This window comes from Nonomuraea sp. NPDC048901 (assembly GCF_040649695.1).
Taxonomy (GTDB): domain Bacteria; phylum Actinomycetota; class Actinomycetes; order Streptosporangiales; family Streptosporangiaceae; genus Nonomuraea.
Window position 1 is genome coordinate 54,361 of record NZ_JBEZFW010000035.1, and the last position, 23,086, is coordinate 77,446.

The window sequence follows — 23,086 nt, forward strand, 5'->3', positions numbered from 1 at the left end:
TCGCCTGACCCCTGATCGCCTGATCAGGACGTGCGGGTGTCGTGGGTCGCGAGTCGCGTGGTCAGGGCGCGTACGCGTCGGGAGCCGCGCGATCAGGACGCCGCGCAGGTGTCGTGGGTCGCGTCGAAGCCCTTCAGTGCCTCGGTGTCGTCGGTGCGGATGGGCTTGGTGCCCTTCCAGTCGTCACCGATCACCAGCACCAACCGGCTCGTCTGCGCCCCCGCCACCAACCGCGTCGTGGACGTGAGCAGGTCCTTGGTCAGGGTCGGGACGCCCGTCTCACCCTTGGGCCCGTAGAAGATCGTCGTCTTGGCGTTCGGCTTGCGGGCCGTGTCGCCGATCTTGGTGATGTGGTAGCCCCGCTGCTCCAACGAGGCGGCCACCTGCGTGCCGAGACCGGTGCGGTAGGTGCCGTTGCGCAGTTCGATCTGCATCTTGGACCTGGACACCTTGGTCTGCCCGCCCTTGACGCCCTGCACGCTTTCGTCCTTGGACACGATCTGGAACAGCTTCCCGGCCTGCGGCTGGACCCACTCCACCCGGCCCGGCTGGGTGAGTGAGTAGTGCCACGGGGTGGTGATGAAGCGGATCTGCCCCGCGTTGAGGCCCTGCAGGCTGGTCGCCAGGTCCTTCATCACGCCAGGGGTGAGGTCGGGGTCGGTGGTGACGGCCTTGGTGCCGGCATCGAGGAAGTTGAAGAGCTTGGCCGGGTCGGTGAGCGTCTGCCCGCTCATGACCTTCTTCACCATCGACGCGATGAACATCTGCTGGCGCTGGATCCGCCCGATGTCGGAGCCGTCGCCCATGCTGTAGCGGGCACGGACGTAGCCGAGCGCCTGCTCGCCGTTGACCGTCTGCCGCCCGGCGGCCAGGTGGAGCAGCGCCTTCTTGTCGTTGACCGCCTCGGGCAGGCAGATCTCCACTCCGCCCACGGCGTCGACCATGCTCTTGAAGCCGGTGAAGTCGACCTTGACGAAGTGGTCGATGTGGATGCCGGTGAGCGACTCGATCGTCTTCCAGGTGCAGGCGATGCCGCCCGAGTTGAACGACTCGTTGATCATGCCCAGGTGCGGCTGCTGGCCGGTCAGTCCGGCCTTGGCGCGGCAGGCGGGCAGCTGCACGAGCGAGTCGCGCGGGAAGCTGACGACCATGGCGTTGTCCCGCTTCGACGAGACATGTGCCAGCATGATCGTGTCGGTACGCTCACCCGCGACACGGCGGCCGTACTTGGCGTTCTTGCCGTCGCGCTGGTCGGAGCCGACGATCAGCACGTTCATCGCGGTGTCCGCCACCTTGGGCGGACGGCTCGCGCCGAGGTCCTCGGCCGAGACGGCGTCGTGCTTCACGTTGCCGTACAGCTTGAGGTAGACGCCGACCGCGACGCCCGCGATCACCAGCACGATCGTCATCACGATCGCGATCGTCCACCTCAGCCAGCGTTTGCGGCCGCGTGCCGGAGCTTGTGGGGATGGTGGCGCGTCCAGCAGCCCGCGGTTCACGTGACTCCCATGGGACAGGGCCAACGGGCCGCCGCCCATGGCCAAGACCTCCGCCGTACAGATCTCGGCCGGTTGGACCTGCCGAGTGTACTAAGCCGGATCGAGTGAGAACCGCTATTCAGGCAGTCGCACGCGCAACGACACGGCACCGCGCAGGTCGAGCCAGGCCGTGCCCGGCCCGCGTACCAGGCGTAGTACGACCTCCTCGCAGCCGGGGCAGCGGGCGACCAGCCCCGGTTCGGGGCCATACACGCGGAGTTCGGCGACGGGGCCGGTCAGCCCGCAGCTCGCGCACCGTCCGACGGCCGCGGTGACGTCCACGGCGAAGATCTCGCTCAGCGGGCCGGCGAGGACGTTGCCGTCCAGGTGTTCAGCGGTCATGTCAGCCTCCGGTCGGGCCGAAGCGTTCGGTTCTGATGCGCTCGGGCGCGTGCCCGAGCGCGAGCAGCAGGTCGGCGGTCGCCTCGACGAACCCCGTCGGCCCGCAGACGTAGCACTCCGGCTCGAAGCCGGCGGGCCAGCCGCCTTCCGCCAGGTCGTCCAGCAGGATGCGACCGGCCGGGCGGGGCCAGCCGTCCGGCACGGCCCGCGTGTAGATGTAGCCGACGTCGAGCCCGGCGTCGGGACGGCGCAGTTCCTCGGCGTAGTAGCGGCTGCCGGGCTCGCGCAGTGAGTACAGCAGCCGGAACGGCACCCGGCTGCCCGCCCGGCGACGCTCGCGGATCATGGCCATCAGCGGGACGATGCCCGAGCCCCCGCCGACCAGCAGCACCGGCGAGGTGCTCTCGGGCCGCCAGACGAACCAGCCGCCGACCGGCCCACGGATCTCCACCTGGTCACCGGGCGCCATGACCTCCGTGAGGTACGGCGAGACCTCCCCGTCGGGTACGCGTTCGACGGTGAGCTCGACCGTGTCGCCGTCGGCCGGGGCGGACATCGAGTAGCTGCGCTGGGCGCTGTAGCCGTCCTCTGCGGTCAGCTTCACGTCAACGTGCTGACCGGCCAGGTGTCCCGGCCAGCCCGGCACCTGGAAGACCAGCGTGCGGGCGCTGGCGGTCTCGTCGCGCAGCGCGGTCAGCCTGGCGGGTCGCCAGGTCAGGCGGCGCACCTAGTCGCCCTCGTAGCGCTGCTCGCGCCACGGGTCGCCGTAGTTGTGGTAGCCGGCGGTCTCCCAGAAGCCCGGCCAGTCCTCGTCGAGCAGCCGGATGCCGTGGATCCACTTGGCCGACTTCCACAGGTACAGGTGCGGCACCAGCAGCCGGGCCGGGCCGCCATGCTGGGGTGCGAGCTCCTCGCCGTCGAACTTGTGGACGATCCACGCCTTGCCGTCGAGCAGGTCCTCCAGGGGGAGGTTCGTGGTGTAGCCGCCGTACGAGTAGGCCAGCGCGTATTCAGCGGCCGACTCGACGTTCTCGAACAGCGTGTCCAGCGAGACGCCCTGCCAGCCGGTGCCGAGTTTGGACCATTTGGTGACGCAGTGGATGTCGACCGTCGGCGTCTCCTGCGGCAGCGCCATCAGCTCCGGCCAGGTCCACCGGTGGGTCTGCGCGGCCTCGGTGTCGATGGCGAACTCCCACCGCTCCAGCGGGATCCGCGGCGTCGGCCCGGTCGAAAGCACGGGGAAGTCGTCGACCAGGTATTGGCCGGGCGGCAACCGGTCGTCGTCGCCCCTGCGCCGGCCCTGGAAGCCGCGCGAAATGATGCCCACCGGCACTCCCTTCAGCGATGCACCAGATCACGTTCGCACGTTCGGGTACGAGGTGCACTTCTCCTCGCTTTGGTTATGCCAAGTCATATGTATTGAGTACCGTTGGGGGACGTAAAAAGAGAGGAGCACGGGTGCCCAAGCAGGTGGACCACGAGGCCCGGCGTACCCAGATCGCCAAGGCGCTGTGGCGGGTGGCGCAGGCCCGGGGGCTCGACCGGGTGAGCCTGAGAGAGGTCGCCGCGGCGGCGGACATGTCGCTCGGCCAGCTCCAGCACTATTTCACCAACCGTGAGGACATGATGGTCTTCGCGGTCGAGTTCATGAACAGGAAGAACGTCGAGCGCGTGGCCGAGCGCATGCTGGCCGCCGGATCGCAGGCGCCGCGGGCCAGGCTCCGGGCCATCGTCCTGGAGATGCTCCCCGTCGACCGGGCGGCGGAGGCGGGCAGCCTGATCAACATCAGCTTCCTGCTGGAGGCCGCGCGCAGTGAGCCGCTGCGCGACTACGCCCGCAAGCGCGCGCTCGCGCTACGTGGCGTGCTGGAGGGCCAGATCGCGCTGGCCATGCGGGCGGGCGACATCGACGGGTCCCGCGATCCGGCGGCCGAGGCGGCGCTGCTGGTCAGCCTGGCCGACGGGCTGCGCGCCAACTTCCACCTGGGTGTGCACACCGCCGAGGAGACGGTGGCGCTGATGGACGGGCAGCTGGCCCGGCTTTTCGGCGGTTGATCCAAGTCAGCTGTCTTGCTATGGTCAAAGTAATACAGCTGACTTGGAAAGGACGCGCCGCGTGAACAACCTCCGCCCTCCGCTGCACAGGGTCGATCCCAGGGCCAGACGATGGTGGACGCTCCAGGCGCTGGTGGTCCTGTCGGGGCCGGCGCTGCTGACGGCGCTGTGCCTGTTCGTGCTGTCGCTGCTGTTCTTTCCCGGGGCGCTGGTCTGGCTGGGGCCGCTGCTGCTGGTCGTCCTGGTGCTGCCCGCGGTCGTCTACCTGACGGTCATGCCGCGCTGGCGCTACCGGGTGCACGCGTGGGAGCTGGGCGAGCTCGCCGTCTACTCGGCCAGCGGGTGGTTCTGGCAGAAGCGCCGGATCGCGCCGCTGTCGCGGGTGCAGACCGTCGACACCATGCGCGGCCCCATCCAGCAGTCGCTCGGGCTGGCCACGGTGACCGTGACCACCGCCTCGACGGCCGGCAACGTGAAGATCGCCGGCCTGGCCGACGCCGACGCCGAGGAGCTCGCCCGCCGCATCGGCGCCGCGGCCCAGGTCGTACCGGGTGATGCCGCGTGAACGGACAAGACACGCAGTGGCGGCGGCTTGATGGGCGCGTCATCGCGGCGCACTGCTTCTGGCTGGTCGCGCCACTGGCGTCGGTCGGGCTTACCGCGCTCGCCACCGGCGGCCGGTTCGACCTGCGGGCCTGGATCACGCTCGGCTCGATCGCCCTGACCTTCGCCGTCATCAGCGCGAACGGCCTGGCGCGCTGGCTGCGCACCCGATACCGGGTGACCGGCGAGCACTTCGAGGTGCGATCGGGGCTGTTCGTCCGCAGGCTCCGCTCGGTGCCGCTGAGCCGGATCCGCAACGTCGACCTGACCGCGAACCCCGTACACCGTCTCCTCGGCCTCGCCGTCGTGCGCGCGAGCACCGCCGACCGCGACGAGCTCCGGCTGGAGGCCCTGTCCCGGCAGGACGCGGCCCGGCTGCGCGGTGAGCTGCTGCGGCGGGCCGATACGCGGGAGAGCGCCGATCCGGTGCTGGCCATGTTCGACCCGCGGTGGGTGCGCTACGCGCCGCTGACGTTCTGGACGATCGGCGGCGTGTTCGTGGTCCTCGGCACCGCGTACCGGATCCTGAACGACATCGGGATCGAGCCGTGGCGCCTCGGCTTCCTGCGCGACCTCGCGGCCGGCGCGGTCTGGGTGACGATCCCGCTGACGTTCCTGGCCTTCCTGGTCGTCGGCAGCGTGGGGGCGACCGCGCTGTACGCCGAGAACTGGTGGAACTACCGCCTGGAATGGGCGGACTCCGGCACGCTCGCGGTGCGCCGCGGCCTGTTCACGACCCGATCGGTGTCGATGGACCACGAGCGGCTGCGTGGCGTACTGCTGCGCGAACCGCTGCTGCTCCGGGCCGGTGGCGGCGCCAAGGTCACCGCCGTGGCCAGCGGGCTCGGCGACGACGAGGAGAACCGGCGGCGCAGCTCGCTGCTGCCGCCCGCGCCCCGCGCCGAGGCCCTGCGCGTGGTCGAGCGGCTCACCGGCAAGGCGGCCGACCGGACCCTGCTCCGCCATCCCCGCGTCGCGCTGCGGCGCCGCGTCATGCGCGGTCTGACGCTGATCGTGCTGCCCGTGGCCGTCGTCCTGGCCGCGCTCGGCCTGCCGCTCGTCGCGGGGATCTTCCTGGTCGTGACGGCGCCGATCGTCTGGTGGCTGGCCCGGGACGCCTACCGCAACCTGGGCCACGCCGTCGATGGCGACTATCTGGTGGCGCGGTCCGGCACGTTCAGCCGCGACACGCTCGCGCTGCGCCGTACCGGCATCGTCGCCTGGACCTTCAGCTCCTCGCCGTTCGGCCGGCGGGCCGGTGTCGTGACGCTGACGGCCGCGGTGGCGGCGGGCGAGCAGGGCTACCGCATCCCCGACCTCGCCGCGGGCGACGCTCCCGCGCTGGCGGAGGGGGCCGCGCCGGGCATCCTCACCGAATTCCTGGTTTAGGGCACCACGGGCATCCAGGCCAGGGGTTTCGCGGCGTGTGATGGCCTTCACGCTGAGCAGCCGTTGAATGCGGCTTTTCCAGGGCAGAAAGAAAGGTGACGCTACTGGAAGTGAGTGCGAACCATGAGCGCGCGTGCGGTGCGAATCGACACTATCCGGCACGTTCATTGCACAGTCCTTCGAGCGAGCGGCGAGCTGGATCACGCCGGCCGTGCACGCCTGAGCGCGCGCATCCGGGAGGTATGGGACTGGTCCGAGGGCCCCATCCTGGTGTTCGACCTGACTGATGTGGTGTTCTACGACTCTTCCCTGATCGGGGCGCTGGCGGTGGCGTTGCAGCGCGTACGGGCCACGCACAGCGGCCGCATCATCCTGGCCAGCCCTCCCGACCGGCTGCTCACCGCTCTGGAACGTACTGGTCTGCTGGAGTACGTGGAGATCCGCGGCGGCGTCCAGGAGACGGTGGCGGAGATCATGATCGAGCGAGAGCGGGGACGGAAGCGTAGGGCGGGTTCCGGCGGCGCGTCCGTCGAGGAGGGCCGCGGTGCGCGGGACTTCCGAACCGTCCTGCCCTATCTGCGGTAGGTGTCCATAGACGTCAGCCCTCGGGGATGCCGGACTCGGCGCGATCAGCGTCGATCAGGTCGCTGAGCAGGGTGACGGTGGCCGCGGCGAGGTCGCGCAGCCTGGCCTCGGGGATGACCGCCTCGCTCTCGAAGGCGCGTTGGACGGTCCGCGCGAGCAGGTCCGCCCGTTGCTCCGGACCATCGGCGGAGGCATCGCCTTCGGCGCGCAGGAAGCCCTCGAACGTGGCCTGGTAGGCGTAGCCGATCTCGTCGGGGCGCATGTCGTCGCGGAGCAGTCCGTACTCGGTGAGCAGATTGAGATAGTCGCGCGCCATGGAGCCGTGCCGCTCGTCGCGGGCGGTGTCGGGCGAGCTGGTCAGCTTGCCGAGCAGGTGGGGATCGGCCAAGAGGAACCCGCGCAGCAGCGGGCGGTTGGTGATGGCCAGGAAGTAGGCGCGCGCGAAGTTGTGCAGCAGGCATGCCGACGCGTCCTGCCGCAGCGCCTGCCGTAGCTCGTCCATGGCGTAGAGCACCTCGCGGGCGAAGACCACGCTGAACAGCTGCTCACGGGTCTTCCAGTGCAGATAGACCGTGCCCTTGCCGATGCCGGCTCCCTCGGCCACGTCGTCGATGGTCACCCGCCGGTAACCGTGGCGCAGCAGCAGGTCGGCTGCCACGTCGAGGATGCGGGTGGCCCGTTCGGCGCGCTGCTGCGGGTCTCGGAGTCGTTCGGCGTTGGCGCTCACGTAGGGACCGTATGACCCCATGCGAGATCTGGTCAACCCACATTTGTCGATTGACTAACTTTCAAATTTCGTCATACAGTCATCTCGACACAGCGGCAACACCTGGAGCGAGTCATGAACAGCACCCTCGACAAGACCGTCCTCGTCACCGGCGCCACCGGGAACCAGGGCGGCGCCACCGCCCGCCACCTGCTCGCCGACGGCTGGCGGGTCCGCGCTCTCGTCCGGGACGAGAGCGCCCCCGCGGCCGTCGCGCTCGCCGCCGCCGGCGCCGAGCTCGTCCGCGGCGACCTGGACGACCGCTCTTCCATCGACGCGGCGGCCCGCGGCGTGTACGGCATCTACAGCGTCCAGTCCGCGAACGACAACGAGATCGCCCAGGGCAAGAACGTCGCGGACGCCGCCAAGGCCGCGGACGTACGGCACCTCGTGTACTCCTCGGTCGGCGGCGTCGAGAGCCAGAACAGCTTCTACGTGGAGCACGGATGGGGCGCCATCGACAAGTGGCAGATCGAGGAGCGCATCCGCGAGCTGGGCGTGCCCGCGACGATCCTGCGCCCCGCCGGGTTCATGGAGGACTTCACCAGCCCGGCCCGGTTCTTCCAGAACGGCTCGCTCAACGTGCCCTGGGACGACGACCTGGTCATGCAGCTCATCGCCATCGACGACACCGGAGCCTTCGCCGCGCTGGCCTTCGCGGATCCGGACGCTTATCTGGGGCAGGCGATGGAGATCACCGGCGACCGGCTGACCGCCCCGCAGATCGCCGCCGCGCTCGGCAAGGCGGCCGGGCGCCAGATCCCGCACACCCGGATTCCGCTGGACGTCCTCTGGGAGCACGACCCCGAGGTCGCGAAGGTCTTCACCTGGGCGAACGAGACCTACTACGACACTGACCTTGAGCCCCTGCGCAAGGCCAATCCCGCCCTCACGGATTTCAGCACCTGGCTGGACCGCTCGGGCAGGGCGCGGCTCCTGGCGCAACTGGACTCCCAGCCGGCCTGACTGGGCTCGCCCACCGTCACTGGTCCGCCGTCACTGGCCTCGGCAGGCCGCCTGCTGGGGTCCCTCGCCAGGTGGAGCGAGGGGCCGTCGACGAAGGCGGCCTGGCGGGCTCGGGCCTGAGCGTTCCGGCGAGTGTGCTGGAATTTGCGGGTGACTTCGGAGACGCGGCGCGGAAAGGCGCCAGGCCGGCTCGCCCAGTCGGCCACGGCGGCGATCGGCGCCTCGGTTCTGCTGACGATCGCCATCAGCCTCCTCGGCCCGTCCGTCATGGTCCCTGCCCTGAGTGGCCCCGCCTGGCAGCCGCCGTACTCCCTGAACGTGCACCCCGCCCCCCACCTCGTGGTGGGGCTCGGCGCGGCGGCGATCGTGCTCGGCGCGCTCGGCTCGCTGGGCCTGCTGCTCGCCCTCTCTCGTGCGTCCGCACTGCCTGCCAACTCGCCCGCCACCTCCTCACCTGTCACCCCTTCAACCGCCGCCCCGCTATCCGCCAGCGGCGGATTCACGTCGTTCGGCGGTAGTCAGTGGTCGTTCGGCGGCGGTCAGTGGTTGCCGGATCCTCGGTTGCTGGTGCGTCTCGGCTGCCTGGCCGCCGCGCTGCTGGCGTTCCTGCCTCCGTCGGGCTCCGGCGACCACCTCAACTACGCCGCCTACGGACGCATGGTGACGTTGGGCGTCAACCCGTACACCCACGGAGCCGTCGACCTGCCCACCGATCCCATCGCCCGCGCGGTGGAGGCCCCCTGGCGGGAGGAGCCGAGCGTCTATGGCCCGGTGGCGACGGCCGTGCAGGCCCTGGCGAGCTGGATCGGCGGCGACTCGCTCCGGTTGACCATCTTCGTCCTGGCGCTGGTCAACGCGGCGGCGTTCATCGCGACGGGCCTGCTGATCGACCGTTTCACCCGGGACGATCCCGCCCGACGGCTGCGGGCGGCTCTGCTCTGGACCGCCAACCCGCTGCTGCTCTACCAGTTGGTCGCCGGTATGCACGTCGACACCCTGGCCATCGCCTGCATGGTCGCCGCCCTCCTGGCCCGGAGCCGCCCGGTCGGCTCCGGGCTTCTGCTCGGCCTCGGCGTGGCGGTGAAGATCAATGCGGGCCTTGTGGCGCTCGGCCCCGCTTGGGAGCTGCGCCGGCGGCCCGCCCGCCTGGCCCTGATGGCGGGCACCGCGCTGGCCGTGGTGGTCGTCGGCTACGTGATCGTCGGTTCTGAGGCGATCGGCCCGATGACCCGTACCAGCAAGTCGATCTCGCTGGCCTCGTTCTGGAAACTCGTCCAGGGCTGGCTGCAGTCGATCGTCGGCGCGGGCAGCGCCTACCGGGGCGAGATCCAGATCGGCTCGCTGCTGGTGCTCGCCCTGGTGGCGTGGTCACTGTTCCGTCTGAGGTCCAGGTCCGACGGCTACCAGGGCTATGCGAACGCCCACGGGTCGGCGGGGCTGAGTGCCCCCGTGGTGGCTGCCGTGATCGTCATCGCCTACTTGTTCGCGACGCCGTACATCCTGCCCTGGTACGACGGCCTGGCGTTCGGGATGCTCGCCCTGATCGGAGCGTCGGCGCTCGACGGGTTGCTGTTCACGCACCTGCTCGTGCTGTCCCTGGCCTACCTGCCCGCCCGCGTCCTCGACGGTGTCATGCCGCAGGATCTCGACTGGCTCCGTACGGTGGTCAGGTCGCGGATCGCTCCGTGGGCCCTGTTCGCGCTGACGGCGGCTCTGGTGTGGTGGTCGTGGCGAGCTGCAAGGCGCGTACGGACGCCGCGAGCGTCAACGGCACCGCCACGGTGAGCGCCATGGCCGGGATGGCGATGCCCGAGTCGTTGATGAGGAACCCGATGAACGCGCACGTCAGCGCCCCGAACAGGCCCGCCCGGAGCGTCGGCGCGAGCGCGTACGCCTGACCGAGCGCCGGAGCACCCCAGCGGGACGGCCGGTTGAGCACCCAGAAGAGGAACGCGAGCGCGACCAGCGTGAGCAGCGTGAGAGACCAGTTCCCGACGGTGACGCCGATCATCGCGCTGAACTTGCGCCCGATCACCGTCCACGCCTGACCGTCGATGATCTGCTGGACGAAATTCCCCAGATGGGTACGCTGCGCCGCGGGCCGCAGCCAGTCGAACAGCGAGATGCCCCCGATGAGCACCGCTCCCGCCGCCCCGACCAGCAGCAGCTTCACGACCGAGACCCGCCGCCCGGCGAGCAGGATGAGGAAGACGGCCAGCCCGATCACGAAGGCCGGGACCCCGCCGAAGTCCGCCCCCCACGACGGCCACCCATCGGCGAACACCGCCAACGCCCCATACGCCCCGCACACCACCACCGTCACGAACCTCGACACCCCCCGCTTGAGCAGCCACTGAGCGACTCCGGCCAGCGCGAGCACGGTCCCCGTCGCGTACACGGCGAAGGCGATGTTGGAGAACCCGTAGAACCGCCCCCCGGTGACAGGCTCGTAGCCGGTCACGGCGTTGACCTGCAACTTCGAACCGGTCATCACGTCGATGAGCAGGGCGACGGAGGTGATGCCCGCGACCACGGTCAGGGGCCCGAGCACGTGCGTCCGCCACGGCCCCGCGAAGGCCAGCCCGGTGATCAGCGCGGCGAAGGCGAGGATGGTCACGATCACGCCGAGCATCGGCAGGGGGAGGGCCCACCACGGCACCAGCTGCGCCAGGAACGTCGAGACGGCGATGGACCCACTCACCACGGCCACGACCTGCACGACGGCCAGCAGCCGAGAAGCACTCGCCGCCTCGTACCCCGGCAGAGCCCCCGCCGACGGCCCTCCAGCGTCACCGTGAGTCCCTGCGGAGGTGGGTTCCACGGCCCCGGCCTCAGCGGATGCGGCTACACCGGACCCGCTCTCAGCGGGCCGGGCGTCAGCGGGCCCGCCCTCGGCGGACCTGGCCACATCGGACTCGCTATCGGCGGACCCGCCCTCAGCGGGCGTCGCCTCGCCGGACGCGACTCCCGCAGGCGTGGCGTCGTTGGTCGTTTCCCCGGCGGAGACGGCGGCGGAGCGGCGACGGCGGCGCAGGGCCAGGGCGGCGAAGGCGTAGAAGAGCAGCTGTAGCGTCACGAACACCGCGAAGAACGGCCCCCGGACCTCCCGAAGCACCTGGCTGGCCAGGTCGCTGTCCGACAGCTCGTTGACCGTGTCGACGGGTGGGGCCGCGCTCGCCGTACCGTCGGTCTGCCAGGCGCGCCCGACCACCTCGCGCGGCGCCTCCAGACCCAGCAGTTGGATCGCGGTGGCGGTCAGGTCGGTGATCGTGACCAGGGCGTCCTGGCGGGTGGAGGTCGCCGTCAGGAAGCCGTGCTGGTACGGCCGCCCGCTCGGGGAGGGGCCGGTGGCGATGGCGACGTGGAGATGGGGGTCCGGGGTGAGGTCGGAGACGCCCGCCACCAGGACGGTCGTGTCGCCCGGCAGCCTGACGAGCAGGTCGCCGATGCGGCGGTCCGCCTGCGCGGCGGCGGCCTGACGCGTCGCGGTGGGGAGTGGGGTCGGCACGCCGTGCTCGTCGAGCGGCTGGTGGGCCCAGGCATCGGCCAGGTCGGCGGCGTCCATGACGATCAGGTTGTAGGGAGTCGGGTCGCTGAAAGCTTCCGGCGTGTCGACGTATGTGGCGACTTTTCCGGTCGCGTCGGCGGCGGCCACCGCGGCGCCCGGCCCGATGGCGGCGACATGGCCGCCCGAGGACGTCACCAGCTGGCCCAGGGTGCCGAGCCGCGCGTCGTACCCGGTCTCGGCCTGGTACGCGGCCAGCTCCGACCAGCCCGGAACCGTGGCGCCCCCGCCGCTGACCTGGGGCGTCGGGACAGCTGGGCACCCACGCTCGGGCGTCCCGGCCCGCTGGCCCGCCGACACGGTCAGCCACCCGGCTATCGGGCAGGTGATGCCGCGGTCAGGCGGTGGCACGGCGCGCGTGGACAGCGAGGCGGAGCCGCCGTGGGCGACCAGCTTCCACAGGTTGGGGGTACGGGTTTCGTCCAGGTCACTCCACTGGAGCCCCGGCACCCCGATGAGCGCCACACGGCCCCGCGCGGACGACGTCGAGGGGGAACTGAAACCGGATGCTGAGGCTGCGGCGGCCGGGCCGGCGCCGAAGAGGGGCGTCAGAACGGTGGCGAGGAGCATCGCGACAAAGACCAGCACGGCCGGCCGATGGCCGCGACGTCCGGGGGCTTCTTGAGACAGCCGGGCGGAGCCTTCTTGAGGCAGTTGTCCAGGCGATTCTTGCGGCATGGGAGGGCGGTCCGAGGTGGGGGAGGCCGCGCTGAAGGTGGCGTGCGGCATGTGCGGGACCCCCAGTATCGACGCGCTCGATCAACAACAGCCACGGTAACGTGCCACACCGTGACAGGTGGCAGGGCGACGACGATCCGGCGGCAGTGGTGGGCGTGGGCGATTGCCGCCCTGGTCATCGCGGTGGCCGTCGCACCGCTGGTGCAGCAGTGGCTGACCAATCCCGACGACCAGCGGCTGGTCGATCTGGACGTGTACCGGACCGGCGGGCAGATGATCCTCGACGGCCGGGCCGTCTACGAGTTCGCCACGCCCGCGCCTCAGCTGCTGCCGTTCACCTACCCGCCGGTCGCGGCGATGCTGGCCGTCCTGCTGGCCAAGATGTCCTGGGAGACCGCCCAGTGGGTGTGGACCGCCGGGGTCTTCGTGTCGCTGGCCGTCGTGGTGGCGTACTCCTTCAGAGGGGTGCTGTCGGCACACCGCGAGGGGTGGGCGCGGTACGCGCCGTGGCTCTTCGCCTTCCTCATGGTGGCCTGCACGTACTTGATGCCGATCCGCGACCAGGTCCGGTTCGGGCAGGTGGACATTCTGCTGGTCGCCTTGTGCCTGGCCGACTGTGTGGCCAGGAGGCCGTGGTGGCCTCGGGGGTTCCTGATCGGGCTGGCCACGGCGGTGAAGCTCACGCCGGGCGTCTTCCTGATCTACCTGCTGGTGACGCGGCAGTGGCGGACGTTCTTCATGGCGGCGTTCGCCGCGGCGCTGCTCACGTTGCTGCCGTTCGTGGTGATTCCGCAGGATGCGGCTGATTTCTGGTTCTCCGCGCTGTTCGATCCCAATCGGCTCGGCGCGAACGCCGCCACCACCAACCAGTCGATCCGCGGCATGCTGATCCGCCTGTACCTGCCCGACGCGGTGACGTCCGTGATCTGGATCGCCCTGGTGGCGGTCGTGGGCTGGTACGGCTTCCGCGGGGCGCGGGCCGCGCACCAGGCGAAGGACCCGATCACCGCCGTCGCTCTGGTCGGGCTCATGGCCGTGCTGCTGTCCCCGGTCGCCTGGATCCACCATCTCGCCTGGGTGGTCGTGGTGCTCGGGGCGATCGTGGGTGACGGGCGCGATCCGGTCAGGGTGCGGGTGGCCGTGGGGGTGTGGTTGTACTACGTGCTGCCCATTCCCTGGTGGGGCGTGGCGTTGAAGGTGGCGGGGGTGCCGGTGCTCGACAAGATCGTGCAGGACGGCTACGGACTGGGCGCGCTGGGTCTGGTCTGGTTGTTGGTCTCCTGGTTGCCGAAACGGCGCGACGTGGTGTGACAAGCGATTACCCTCTGTCACGTGCTGATTACCGTATGGGTCATGGTGGGGCTCGTTGCCGGGGTGAGTGGCGTAGTCATTGGCTACAGAGCGCTCAAGCAGGCCAGGGCCGCTCTCGACGAGTGCCGGGAGACGCTGGTCATGCAGACGAGCGAGGGCAAGGGCGATCTCAAGGCCATCCGGGACGTCGCCGTGTGCCGTTACGACGCGCTGGAGGAGATGACCGGGCGGTTGTCGTTCTCGATCGCGATGATCAACGGACTGGGCGACGGCATCGTACTGACCTCGATCAACGGACGAACCGAGACCCGCACCTATGTACGCCCGGTGGTGAGCGGCAAGGGAGAGGAGCCGCTGTCTCCGGAGGAGGAGCAGGCGGTGCGAGCCGCCCGGCTGGGTCACGGGCCGCTGATCGACGCGCAGGCGGCCCGATGGTAAACGGCGGAAAGGTCCGCACTACCCCGCTACCTGCGGATACTTTGTAAGCATGCCCAGACTCGCCTATCTCGGACCGGAAGGCACCTTCACCGAAGAGGCCCTGCGGCTCCTGGCGCCCGAAGCCGAGCGTCTGCCCCGCGCCAACGTCAGCGCCGCCCTGGCCGCCGCCCGTAATGGGGAGGCCGACGGCGCGGTCGTCCCGCTGGAGAACTCGATCGAGGGTGCGATCACCACGACGCTCGACGAGTTCGCCTGGGGCGAGCCGCTGCTGATCACGGCGGAGCTGCTGCTGCCGGTGCGTTTCTCGCTGCTGGCCCGGCCCGACACCGAGATCGTGCACATCAAGCGGGTCTACACGCATCCCGCGGCCATCACGCAGTGCCGCGCGTTCTGCGCCCGGGAGTTGCCCGACGCGGTCGTGGTGGCGGCGCCTTCGACGGCCGCCGCGGCTCAGGAGGTCGCGCTGCCCGGCTCGCCGTACGACGCGGCCATCGCCGCGCGCATCGCGGGCGAGCACTACGGGCTGGTGGAGCTCGCCGACGACATCGGCGACCGCAACGACACCGTGACGAGGTTCGTACGGGTGAGTCGTGGGGGAGAGTTGCCCGCGCCGACCGGCTACGACCGCACCACGCTCGTCGTGTTCCTGGCCGACGACCACCCGGGCGCGCTGCTGGAGATGCTGACGGAGTTCTCCGTACGCGGGGTCAACCTGACCCGCATCGAGTCGCGGCCCACCGGCGGCGGCATCGGCCGTTACTTCTTCCACTTCGACTTCGAGGGACACGTCGCCGACGCGCGCGTGGGCGAGGCGATCTCGGGCCTGCACCGCATCTGCGGCGACGTGCGCTTCCTGGGCAGCTACCCGCGTGCCGACGGTGTCGCGCCGCAGATCAAGAAGGGCACGGCCGACCCGGAGTTCGCCGAGGCGGGCGAGTGGCTGGCGCGAATCCGCGCCGGACGCATCTAATCCTGAGGCGGGCGGTAGCCGGGCGCCGGTAGCCTTTATCCGTGATTGACCTGCGTACCCTTCGTGAGCATCCCGACCGGCTACGGGCCTCGCAGCGTGCCCGCGGCGAGGACGACTCGATCGTCGACACGCTGCTCGACCTCGACGAGCGCCGCCGCGCCGCGCTGACCTCGTTCGAGTCCCTGCGCGCCGAGCAGAAGAGTCTGGGCAAGTCGGTCTCCAAGGCGCAGGGCGACGACAAGGCCGCGCTGCTTCAGCGGGCCAAGGACCTGGCCGGCCAGGTCAAGGCCGCCGAGGCGGAGGCCGAGACGCTGGGCGCCGAGCTCGACGAGCTCGTGCAGTCGGTGCCCAACATCGTCGACGAGGAAGCGCCCCACGGCGGCGAGGACGACTATGTCGTGCTCGAGACCCATGGCGAGCCCCGCGTGTTCGACTTCGAGCCGAAGGACCACCTGGAGCTGGGCGAACTGCTCGGCGCCATCGACATGGAGCGCGGCGCCAAGGTGTCCGGCTCGCGGTTCTTCTTCCTCAAGGGCGTCGGCGCGCGGCTGCAGCTCGGCCTGCTCAACATGGCCATGCAGCAGGCGATCGCCAACGGGTTCACCCCGATGATCACTCCGGTGCTGGTCAAGCCGGAGACGATGCAGGGCACCGGCTTCCACGTGGCCCACGACAAGGAGATCTACCGCCTCCCCGAGGACGACCTCTACCTGGTCGGCACCTCTGAGGTGGCGCTGGCGGGCTACCACGCCCAGGAGATCCTGGGCGGCGACGAGCTGCCGCTCCGCTACGCGGGCTGGTCGTCGTGCTTCCGCCGGGAGGCCGGCTCCTACGGCAAGGACACCCGCGGGATCATCCGTGTCCACCAGTTCGACAAGGTGGAGATGTTCTCCTACGTACGTCCTGAGGACGCGCGCGAGGAGCACCAGCGGCTGCTCGCCTGGGAGCGGGACATGCTCGCCAAGATCGAGGTGCCCTACCGCGTCATCGACACGGCGGCCGGAGACCTGGGGATGTCGGCGGCGCGCAAGTTCGACTGCGAGGCGTGGATCCCGACCCAGGGGCGCTACCGGGAGCTGACCTCCACGTCCAACTGCACCGAGTTCCAGGCCCGTCGGCTGGGCGTGCGTTACCGCGACAAGGACGGCAAGCCGCAGCACCTGGCGACGCTCAACGGCACGCTGGCGACCACCCGCTGGATGGTCGCGATCCTGGAGAACCACCAGCAGGCCGACGGCTCGGTCGTGGTGCCCGAGGCACTGCGCCCCTATGTCGGCCTCGACGTCCTGGAACCGCCCAAGTAAACCCACTGCCGGCTCAGGCGATAGGGGCCTGAGCCGGCTCAGGCGGTCAGTAGGTGGCCGTGCGGCGATGTAGGTCGCGTCTGATGAGCGCGCCGCTCGCCGCCACCACTCCCGCCGTCATGACGACAGCGGCCCCCACCGCCACGGCGTACGAGCCCGGCATCCCGTGGGCCCAGCCGTAGAAGGGCATGTACACGCCTGCGTACACCAGCGGCGCCGCCCCGAACCCGACGGCCACCGCCACACCCCTGGCCTGCCCGGCGATGGCGACGAGGAAGCAAACCATGGCCCCGAGCACTGTCACGCCGGCCGCCGGATCGCGGTCCGCCCCGAGCATGGCGTACAGCCCCACGCACACCACCAACGCGGACACGGCGTAGACGCCGCCGAGCCGCCGCATCCCCGTCCCGACGGCGCCGAGCAGCATCAGGGCGGCGAGGACCAGCGCCACGCGCTGTTCGGGGTCCAGGTTCGCCGTCTCGTCCCCGGTGAACGCGAGCGGCTCCGGCCATCCCACCCGCCGCCACGTTCCTTCTACGTCCCGTACGAGCACGCCGTCGAGCCCGTTGGCGACGACCACGACATGACCTCCGGGCCGAGCCTGTACGGCCAGCGCCAGAGACTTGGGGCCGCCCGTGGAGTACCGCCTGGCCAACCGGTCGTACTGATCGTCCGACAGGCTCCAGGAGGGCCGCCACGTCTTGCCCCCGTCGTCGGACTCGGCGACCGCCGGCCGCCCAGGGAGCACCCGGTAGCACCGCTGCGCCTGTCCGGGCACGCAGGCGGCGGTCTGCGGCGGCCGCACCTGTCTGCCGTAGTACTCGGACCAGGTGACCCCGCCGTCCACGGAGGAGATCCCTGTGGCAGCGCCTTGATCGCGGCCGGCGATCAGCACGATGATCTGATCTCCGTCCACCTGTACGGAGCCGACGGCGGAAGGCGGCTCAGCGGCCGCCGCCATGGCGAACAGGGCCAACGGCACAATCGCCGCCACCCGCCACCGCTCCGGGGGCCTCTTCAGCCGTTCGGGGAACCCCCTCAGACGCTCCGGAAGTCCAGCCAGACGCTCCGAGAGCCCCAGAAGCCACCAGTGATCCGCCCGACGCTCCAGCGGCGCTGTCAGGCGCTCTGAGGGGCTTACCAGGCTCCTCCGGTGAGCACGCCAGGCCGGCAGGGGCTTGAACAGACGGTCGGTGAGTACCAGTACGAACACGGCGACCAAGGTCGCTGGGTGACATAGCCACGCGTACCTCATACATGGGCCGATGGCGGTGGAGGATCAGTGGTTCGACGGCTGTGTGAGTTGAGTCACACCTGTGACCGGGCTGTCACCACACGCGTGTCGGGGCCCAGGAACGCGAAAGACCGAGGCCCGCTGGAAGCGAACCCCGGTCTGTCTCGCTGCTACAGGTCAGATGGCACGGACCTGCGAGGCCTGGGGCCCCTTCTGTCCCTGCGTGATCTCGAACTCGACCCGCTGGCCGTCTTCAAGGCTGCGGTAGCCGTTGCCGACGATCTCGGAGAAGTGCACGAACACGTCCGGCGCACCGCCGTCCGGGGCGATGAAGCCGAAGCCCTTCTCGGCGTTGAACCACTTGACGGTTCCCTGAGCCATAAAAGCTCTCCCTCAGGATGTGAATCTATGGGACCCGCACCTCGCGAGTCCCGGTGTGTCGTACAGCAAGCACCCGGGGTGGCTCAGACAAAGTCATGCTGGTTTTCACTACGGGATCAGCTAATACAACGCCATCACATCTAACACCATTCTGGCGCGTTGGTGTTCCCGTCCCTAGGAAGATTTCTGGCCGGCGGCATGACCGGGCAAACTGGAACCTGTTATGCGAAGCCTTGCAACGCCGCGTCTTGTGGCCACCGACCTCGACGGAACCGCTCTGCGGACCGACGGAACCGTCTCTCCCCGTACGGCAGCGGCGTTCGCGAGAGTCGAAGAAACTGGTGCCGTCCTCGTGTTCGTCACGGGTCGCCCGCCTAGATGGATGAGCAGTGTGGCGGGTGCGGTGCGTCACCGAGGGTTGGCAATCTGTGCAAACGGTGCGTTGATCTACGATCTGCATACCGAACAGATAGTGGAATCTCACCTCATCACGGTCGAGGTACTGGAGCAAGTCGTCGCTCAGCTAAGAGCGAACGTGCCCGAACTCGCATTTTCGGTCGAGTATGAAGGTGGTTTTGCGCATGAGTCCGATTTCCCACTCGGTGGTTGGGACAGCAAGGCCATCGGCGGCCTGCGCGTCGGCGCGGCGACGCTGACCTCACGACCCTGCGCCAAACTGCTGGCCCTGCACCCGAACATGGCTCCCGACCCGCTGCACGAGGCCGTGTGCGGGCTCGTGGGACACCTGGTGACCCCCACGCACTCCAGCGGCCGAGGGCTGATCGAGATGAGCGCCCATGGTGTGACGAAGGCCACGGCCCTGGCCGCGCTCGCCGAACAGTATGCGATCAAGCCATCACAGGTGGTGGCGTTCGGTGACATGCCGAACGACCTGCCCATGCTGGGCTGGGCCGGTACGTCCTACGCGGTCGCCAACGCGCACCCCGACGTACTGGCCGCCGTGGACCATGTGACGGCGGCCAACAACGACGACGGTGTCGCGCTCGTACTCGAAGAGCTTTACAGGTAGGGGCCCGAGCCGCCGTGCGGCCGCTGTGAGTCGTCACCGTGGGGCACGCCGGGCAGCGCCCTGCGCATCTGCTCCAACTGGGCGCGCGCCGCCATCTGCTGCGCGAACAGCGTCGTCTGGATGCCGTGGAACAAGCCTTCGAGCCAGCCCACGAGCTGGGCGTGCGCGATGCGCAGCTCGGCCTCGCTGGGCGGCGTGCCGTTCTCGTCGGTGAAAGGCAGCGACAGCCGCTCCAGCTCGTCGACCAGTTCGGGGGCCAGGCCGTCCTCGAGCTCCTTGATGGACGACTCGTGGATCTCCTTCAACCGCTTACGGCTGGCCTCGTCGAGAGGAGCCGCCCGGACCTCTTCGAGAAGCTGCCGGATCATGCTGCCGATGCGCATCACCTTGGCGGGCTGCTCGACGAGGTTCGTCACCGAGCGCTCATCCTCGCCGTTATCGCCCTGACCCTGGAAGTCCGGGCCCACCACCACGATGTGGGGGGTGTTGTTGTCCTCAGCATTCATAACACTCACCGTACTAGCAGGATTTTGCCGATGTGCTGTCCCGATTCCATCATTCGGTGCGCCTCCGCCGCCTCCGCCATGGGCACCTCCGCGTACACCACAGGGCGGACGGCACCCGCGCTGATCAGCGGCCACACGTTGTCGACGACGCCGCGCACGACGACGCCCTTCTCATCGGCCGGGCGGGCGCGCAGTGTGGACCCGTGGACGGACGCCCGCTTGCCCATCAGAGCGCCCAGGTCGATCTCGGCCTTGGCGCCGCCCTGCAGTCCGATGATGACCAACCGGCCGCCCGTCCGGAGTGCCCGGATATTTCTGGACAGGTATTTGGCGCCGATGATGTCGAGGATCACATCGGCCGTCACCCGCTCGGCGAAGTCCTCCTCGTGGTAGTCGACCGTCTCGTCGGCGCCCAGCTCCTTGAGGCGCTCCAGCTTCGCCGCCGACCCGGCCGTCGCGGCCACCCGCGACCCGAACGCCTTGGCCAGCTGGATCGCGAACGTCCCGATCCCGCTCGCCCCGCCGTGCACCAGCAGCGTCTCGCTGCGCCGCAGCCGGGCGGTCATGAACACGTTGGACCAGACCGTGCACGCCACCTCGGGTAGCCCGGCCACCTCGACCAGCCGTACGCCCTCGGGCGCGGGCATCACCTGCTGCCACGGGACGGCCACCCGCTCGGCGTAGCCACCCCCGGCCAGCAGCGCGCACACCTCGTCGCCCGGTGTGACATGTTCCACGTCCTCGCCGATCTCGGCCACCACGCCGGAGACCTCCAGACCCGGGTACGGAGGCGCGCCGGGCGGCGGATCGTAAAATCCTTGGCGTTGGAGGAGGTCGGCCCGGTTGACCCCGGCGGCCACCACGTCGATGAGGACTTCCCCCCGGTCAGGACGTGGATCGGGTACCTCCCGCCACTCCAGAACCTCTGGTGGTCCGGGCCTGGTGATCTCGATGGCTCGCATGCAATCACCGTAGCCGGGCAAGGAAGTTATAGGTTGGCGACCACTGCCGCGAGTCATGGCGTTAACCTGCAATGTATTTGCTGCCCCTTTACACCCACCAGGGGGAGAAACACGGTGGCAAGACACGATCGAGAGGAATCTCTCGAGGAACAGCTGGCCTGGCTGGACGCGATCAAGGAGACGGCAGAGGCTCCGATCTCGGTCAGCGCCTCTGCCTCGGAGGACTCCGTCGCTTCGCCGTACCCCCAGGACCCTTGGCTCTCGGTGCCGACCCAACACGATGCGCCGACGCCGCTGTTCAGGGCCGCGGTCGACTCCGTGTACGGCACGACGCCCGCGGAGGACCTCGCCGACGGGGGGAGTTCGCCGTCCGGCACGAGGGACCTCGGCAAAAAGGACATCGGGACGAAGGGCGACGTCCAGCCCGTCTCGCCACCGGTGAGCCTGGGCAAGGCCGACGACGGGTTCCTGGCGCCGCTCAAGCCGCTGCCCCGGCCCGACGACACCGACTCCTACTCGCTGCTGTCGTTCCCGGAGCCGGCGAAGAAGCCGGCGGTCGAGGAGGCGGAGGAGGAGACGAAGTCCGCCTGGCCCGTGCCGCCGGAGTGGTCGCGCCCGGCGGAGACGTTCGACGAGCCGCGCCCGGCCGAGAAAGCCGAAAAGGTCGAGGAGCCTCCTCAGGGCACCTTCGAGCCGCCCCCGGAGGACGCCACGGAGCCACGGCTGGAGGTCCCGCTGACCTTCGACAAGCCGCTGACCTTCGACAAGGCAGCGAGCTTCGACACGCCGCCCGCGTTCGACCCGCCTGCCTTCGACAAGCCCGCGTCCGAAAAGCCGCTTTTCAACAAGCCGGGCTTGGACAAGCCGCTGAGCTTCGATCTGCCGCTGAGCTTCGACAAGTCCCCGGCCGCCGAGAAGCCCCCGGCCGTCGACCAGCCGTCCGCCTTCGACAAGCCGTCGGCTCTGGACAAGCCGTCGGCCCTCGACCAGCCGTCGCAGCCGCGCGCGTTTGAGGAGCCCCGCGCCTTCGAGGAGTCGCGGACCCTCGACGAGCCGCCCTCCCGTGCCTTCGACGAGCCGAAGCCGCCGTCCCGGCTGTTCGACGAGCCGAAGCCGTACGAGCGGGACCGCGGTTACGAGCAGGACCGCTCCCATGAGCCTGAGCGTTCCTTCGAGCAGGACCGTTCCCACGAGCAGGACCGCTCGTGGGACCGGCCGCGCACCTACGACCAGGACCGCGCTTACGACCAGGACCGCGCCTACGAGCAGCCGCGCCCCTTCGAAGCGCCGCAGCCGCGCGCCTTCGAAGAGCCAGAGCCCCCCGCTCCGCGCCGCCGCCCCGCCCCCGTCCCGGTTTTCAACGCCCCGCCCCGCCCTCCGATCACCGGCAGGCCCACGGCCGACAGCCTCGACCCCGAGTCGCTCCTGCGCGGCCGCCGCAACGCCCCCTCCAAGGGCTGGCGCCGGCTGATCTACAAGGCGTCGGGCGGCTGGATCAAGCCGGGCGAGCCGCCAGAGGTCCGTCGCCGCCGTGAGCTGCTGGCCAGGGCCCGCACCCCGGTCGCCACCGGTCACCACCGCGTGGCCGTACTGAGTCTCAAGGGCGGTGTGGGCAAGACCACGACCACGGTCGGCCTGGGCGCCACCCTCGCCGCGATGCGCGGCGACCGGGTGATCGCGGTCGACGCGAACCCCGACCGCGGGACGCTGTCCGACAAGCTCACCCTGGAGACCTCGGCGACCGTACGCGACCTGCTCAACGAGAGCGACCAGGTCAAGAGGTACGTGGACATCAGGGCGTTCACCTCGCAGGCGCCTTCGCGGCTGGAGGTGCTCGCGTCGGACCGCGACCCGTCGGTGTCCGAGGCGTTCAGCGGCGCCGACTACCAGGCCGTCTCACAGGTGCTGGAGAACTTCTACTCGATCTGCATCACCGACTGCGGCACCGGCCTGCTCCACTCGGCCATGGGCGGCGTGCTCGGCCTCGCCGACCAGATCGTGCTGGTCAGCTCGCCCTCGGTGGACGGTGCCAGGGCCGCGTCGGCGACGCTCGACTGGCTGGAGGCGCACCACTACGGCAACCTGGTCAGGGAGGCGACCGTGGTGCTCTGCAGTGTCCGGCCGCGCTCGAAGTCGGCGGTCGACCTCTCCAAGCTGGAGGCCCACTTCGCGGCGCGGTGCCGCGCGGTGATCCGCGTGCCGTACGACCCGCACCTGGAGGAAGGCGCCGAGATCGACCTCGAACGCCTCCAGGAACCGACCAGGGAGGCCTACCTACAGCTGGCCGCCTGCGTCGGCGACGGATTCGCCGCACAGGGGGAATGAGCGCCGGGCCGGCCGCCATCCGTCACACGCGCAGAACGGTGACCTGGCGGCCGGACGGTGTGGCCGCCTGCTCGAATCCGCCTCGTTCTTTCCAGGATGGGGCCTCGGGGCGCCGGTCGAAGATCACCAGCACGCCGG

General features: G+C 69.9%; 22 protein-coding genes. 12 read left to right on the plus strand and 10 right to left on the minus strand.

Features of this window, described 5'->3' with window-relative positions:
* Positions 1-92: 92 nt before the first annotated feature.
* The 4 genes from AB0C30_RS56570 to AB0C30_RS56585 all read right to left on the minus strand — a co-directional run bounded on the left by AB0C30_RS56570 (position 93) and on the right by AB0C30_RS56585 (position 3,207).
* The gene (locus AB0C30_RS56570; RefSeq protein WP_357960983.1) at positions 93-1,499 is read right to left on the minus strand and encodes an LCP family protein; all 1,407 of its coding nucleotides are present in this window, start codon (positions 1,497-1,499) and stop codon (positions 93-95) included.
* A gap of 114 nt (positions 1,500-1,613) precedes the next feature.
* Positions 1,614-1,880, minus strand: a complete 267-nt coding sequence (locus AB0C30_RS56575; RefSeq protein WP_357960986.1) for a DUF6510 family protein — start codon at positions 1,878-1,880, stop codon at positions 1,614-1,616.
* Between the two features lies 1 nt (position 1,881).
* Positions 1,882-2,607, minus strand: a complete 726-nt coding sequence (locus AB0C30_RS56580; protein WP_357960989.1) for a ferredoxin reductase — start codon at positions 2,605-2,607, stop codon at positions 1,882-1,884.
* Positions 2,608-3,207, minus strand: coding sequence for a sulfite oxidase-like oxidoreductase (locus AB0C30_RS56585; RefSeq protein WP_357960992.1), 600 nt, complete (start codon positions 3,205-3,207; stop codon positions 2,608-2,610).
* A 131-nt stretch (positions 3,208-3,338) separates the two neighbouring features.
* Here AB0C30_RS56585 and AB0C30_RS56590 point away from each other — a divergent pair, with 131 nt between their 5' ends.
* From AB0C30_RS56590 to AB0C30_RS56605, 4 genes are all read left to right on the plus strand, one after another.
* Positions 3,339-3,935, plus strand: a complete 597-nt coding sequence (locus AB0C30_RS56590; protein ID WP_357960995.1) for a TetR/AcrR family transcriptional regulator — start codon at positions 3,339-3,341, stop codon at positions 3,933-3,935.
* 61 nt (positions 3,936-3,996) lie between these two features.
* Positions 3,997-4,500, plus strand: a complete 504-nt coding sequence (locus AB0C30_RS56595; protein WP_357960997.1) for a PH domain-containing protein — start codon at positions 3,997-3,999, stop codon at positions 4,498-4,500.
* Complete coding sequence (locus tag AB0C30_RS56600) at positions 4,497-5,927, plus strand: PH domain-containing protein (RefSeq protein WP_357961000.1); 1,431 nt, start codon at positions 4,497-4,499, stop codon at positions 5,925-5,927. Before AB0C30_RS56595 ends, AB0C30_RS56600 begins: the two co-directional genes overlap by 4 nt.
* A 138-nt stretch (positions 5,928-6,065) precedes the next feature.
* Positions 6,066-6,512, plus strand: a complete 447-nt coding sequence (locus AB0C30_RS56605; protein WP_357961003.1) for an STAS domain-containing protein — start codon at positions 6,066-6,068, stop codon at positions 6,510-6,512.
* Between the two features lie 13 nt (positions 6,513-6,525).
* Here the strand turns inward: AB0C30_RS56605 and AB0C30_RS56610 are convergent, their stop codons facing one another.
* Positions 6,526-7,239, minus strand: coding sequence for a helix-turn-helix domain-containing protein (locus AB0C30_RS56610; protein WP_357961006.1), 714 nt, complete (start codon positions 7,237-7,239; stop codon positions 6,526-6,528).
* Positions 7,240-7,353: 114 nt separating this feature from the next.
* Between AB0C30_RS56610 and AB0C30_RS56615 the strand changes: the two genes are divergently transcribed.
* Both AB0C30_RS56615 and mptB read left to right on the plus strand, forming a co-directional pair.
* Positions 7,354-8,244 (plus strand): NmrA/HSCARG family protein, encoded by an 891-nt coding sequence (locus tag AB0C30_RS56615; protein WP_357961009.1) that lies wholly within the window; start codon positions 7,354-7,356, stop codon positions 8,242-8,244.
* A gap of 150 nt (positions 8,245-8,394) precedes the next feature.
* Positions 8,395-10,029 (plus strand): polyprenol phosphomannose-dependent alpha 1,6 mannosyltransferase MptB, encoded by a 1,635-nt coding sequence (gene mptB / locus AB0C30_RS56620; protein ID WP_357961012.1) that lies wholly within the window; start codon positions 8,395-8,397, stop codon positions 10,027-10,029.
* Here mptB and AB0C30_RS56625 read toward each other — a convergent pair.
* A complete protein-coding gene (locus AB0C30_RS56625; RefSeq protein WP_357961015.1) occupies positions 9,911-12,397 on the minus strand; it encodes a hypothetical protein in 2,487 nt (828 codons plus the stop codon). The two genes, mptB and AB0C30_RS56625, sit on opposite strands and share 119 nt — an antisense overlap.
* Before the next feature lie 201 nt (positions 12,398-12,598).
* On the opposite strand from AB0C30_RS56625, the gene AB0C30_RS56630 reads away from it, so the two are divergent.
* The 4 genes from AB0C30_RS56630 to serS are packed head-to-tail and all read left to right on the plus strand — an operon-like array spanning position 12,599 to position 16,510.
* Positions 12,599-13,798: a glycosyltransferase 87 family protein gene (locus AB0C30_RS56630; protein WP_357961018.1), complete on the plus strand. Its 1,200-nt coding sequence runs from the start codon at positions 12,599-12,601 to the stop codon at positions 13,796-13,798.
* 21 nt (positions 13,799-13,819) lie between these two features.
* A complete protein-coding gene (locus AB0C30_RS56635) occupies positions 13,820-14,236 on the plus strand; it encodes a DUF4446 family protein (protein ID WP_357961020.1) in 417 nt (138 codons plus the stop codon).
* A gap of 49 nt (positions 14,237-14,285) precedes the next feature.
* Positions 14,286-15,206 carry a prephenate dehydratase gene (gene pheA, locus AB0C30_RS56640; protein ID WP_357961023.1) on the plus strand — a complete coding sequence of 307 codons (921 nt, stop codon included), beginning with the start codon at positions 14,286-14,288 and terminating at the stop codon, positions 15,204-15,206.
* Between the two features lie 41 nt (positions 15,207-15,247).
* On the plus strand, positions 15,248-16,510 hold the full coding sequence (serS, locus tag AB0C30_RS56645; RefSeq protein ID WP_357961026.1) for a serine--tRNA ligase: 1,263 nt from the start codon (positions 15,248-15,250) through the stop codon (positions 16,508-16,510).
* A 46-nt stretch (positions 16,511-16,556) separates the two neighbouring features.
* Here the strand turns inward: serS and AB0C30_RS56650 are convergent, their stop codons facing one another.
* Together AB0C30_RS56650 and AB0C30_RS56655 are read right to left on the minus strand one after the other, a co-directional pair.
* Positions 16,557-17,504, minus strand: a complete 948-nt coding sequence (locus AB0C30_RS56650; RefSeq protein WP_357961029.1) for a hypothetical protein — start codon at positions 17,502-17,504, stop codon at positions 16,557-16,559.
* A gap of 417 nt (positions 17,505-17,921) precedes the next feature.
* Positions 17,922-18,125 carry a cold-shock protein gene (locus tag AB0C30_RS56655; protein ID WP_043619750.1) on the minus strand — a complete coding sequence of 68 codons (204 nt, stop codon included), beginning with the start codon at positions 18,123-18,125 and terminating at the stop codon, positions 17,922-17,924.
* A 223-nt stretch (positions 18,126-18,348) separates the two neighbouring features.
* On the opposite strand from AB0C30_RS56655, the gene AB0C30_RS56660 reads away from it, so the two are divergent.
* Positions 18,349-19,155: an HAD family hydrolase gene (locus AB0C30_RS56660; RefSeq protein ID WP_357961032.1), complete on the plus strand. Its 807-nt coding sequence runs from the start codon at positions 18,349-18,351 to the stop codon at positions 19,153-19,155.
* Here AB0C30_RS56660 and AB0C30_RS56665 read toward each other — a convergent pair.
* Both AB0C30_RS56665 and AB0C30_RS56670 read right to left on the minus strand, forming a co-directional pair.
* Positions 19,146-19,661, minus strand: coding sequence for a bacterial proteasome activator family protein (locus tag AB0C30_RS56665; RefSeq protein ID WP_225301362.1), 516 nt, complete (start codon positions 19,659-19,661; stop codon positions 19,146-19,148). The two genes, AB0C30_RS56660 and AB0C30_RS56665, sit on opposite strands and share 10 nt — an antisense overlap.
* 5 nt (positions 19,662-19,666) lie before the next feature.
* Positions 19,667-20,623, minus strand: coding sequence for an NAD(P)H-quinone oxidoreductase (locus AB0C30_RS56670; protein ID WP_357961035.1), 957 nt, complete (start codon positions 20,621-20,623; stop codon positions 19,667-19,669).
* Positions 20,624-20,737: 114 nt separating this feature from the next.
* On the opposite strand from AB0C30_RS56670, the gene AB0C30_RS56675 reads away from it, so the two are divergent.
* Positions 20,738-22,948, plus strand: a complete 2,211-nt coding sequence (locus AB0C30_RS56675; RefSeq protein ID WP_357961038.1) for an AAA family ATPase — start codon at positions 20,738-20,740, stop codon at positions 22,946-22,948.
* Positions 22,949-23,086: the final 138 nt, after the last annotated feature.

Coding starts and splice junctions, on each gene's coding strand:
- AB0C30_RS56655 (WP_043619750.1), bottom strand. CDS start 18,125: ATGGCTCAGGGAACCGTCAAGTGGTTCAACGCCGAGAAGGGCTTCGGC.
- AB0C30_RS56665 (WP_225301362.1), bottom strand. CDS start 19,661: ATGAATGCTGAGGACAACAACACCCCCCACATCGTGGTGGTGGGCCCG.
- AB0C30_RS56575 (WP_357960986.1), bottom strand. CDS start 1,880: ATGACCGCTGAACACCTGGACGGCAACGTCCTCGCCGGCCCGCTGAGC.
- AB0C30_RS56670 (WP_357961035.1), bottom strand. CDS start 20,623: ATGCGAGCCATCGAGATCACCAGGCCCGGACCACCAGAGGTTCTGGAG.
- AB0C30_RS56615 (WP_357961009.1), top strand. CDS start 7,354: ATGAACAGCACCCTCGACAAGACCGTCCTCGTCACCGGCGCCACCGGG.
- pheA (WP_357961023.1), top strand. CDS start 14,286: ATGCCCAGACTCGCCTATCTCGGACCGGAAGGCACCTTCACCGAAGAG.
- AB0C30_RS56660 (WP_357961032.1), top strand. CDS start 18,349: ATGCGAAGCCTTGCAACGCCGCGTCTTGTGGCCACCGACCTCGACGGA.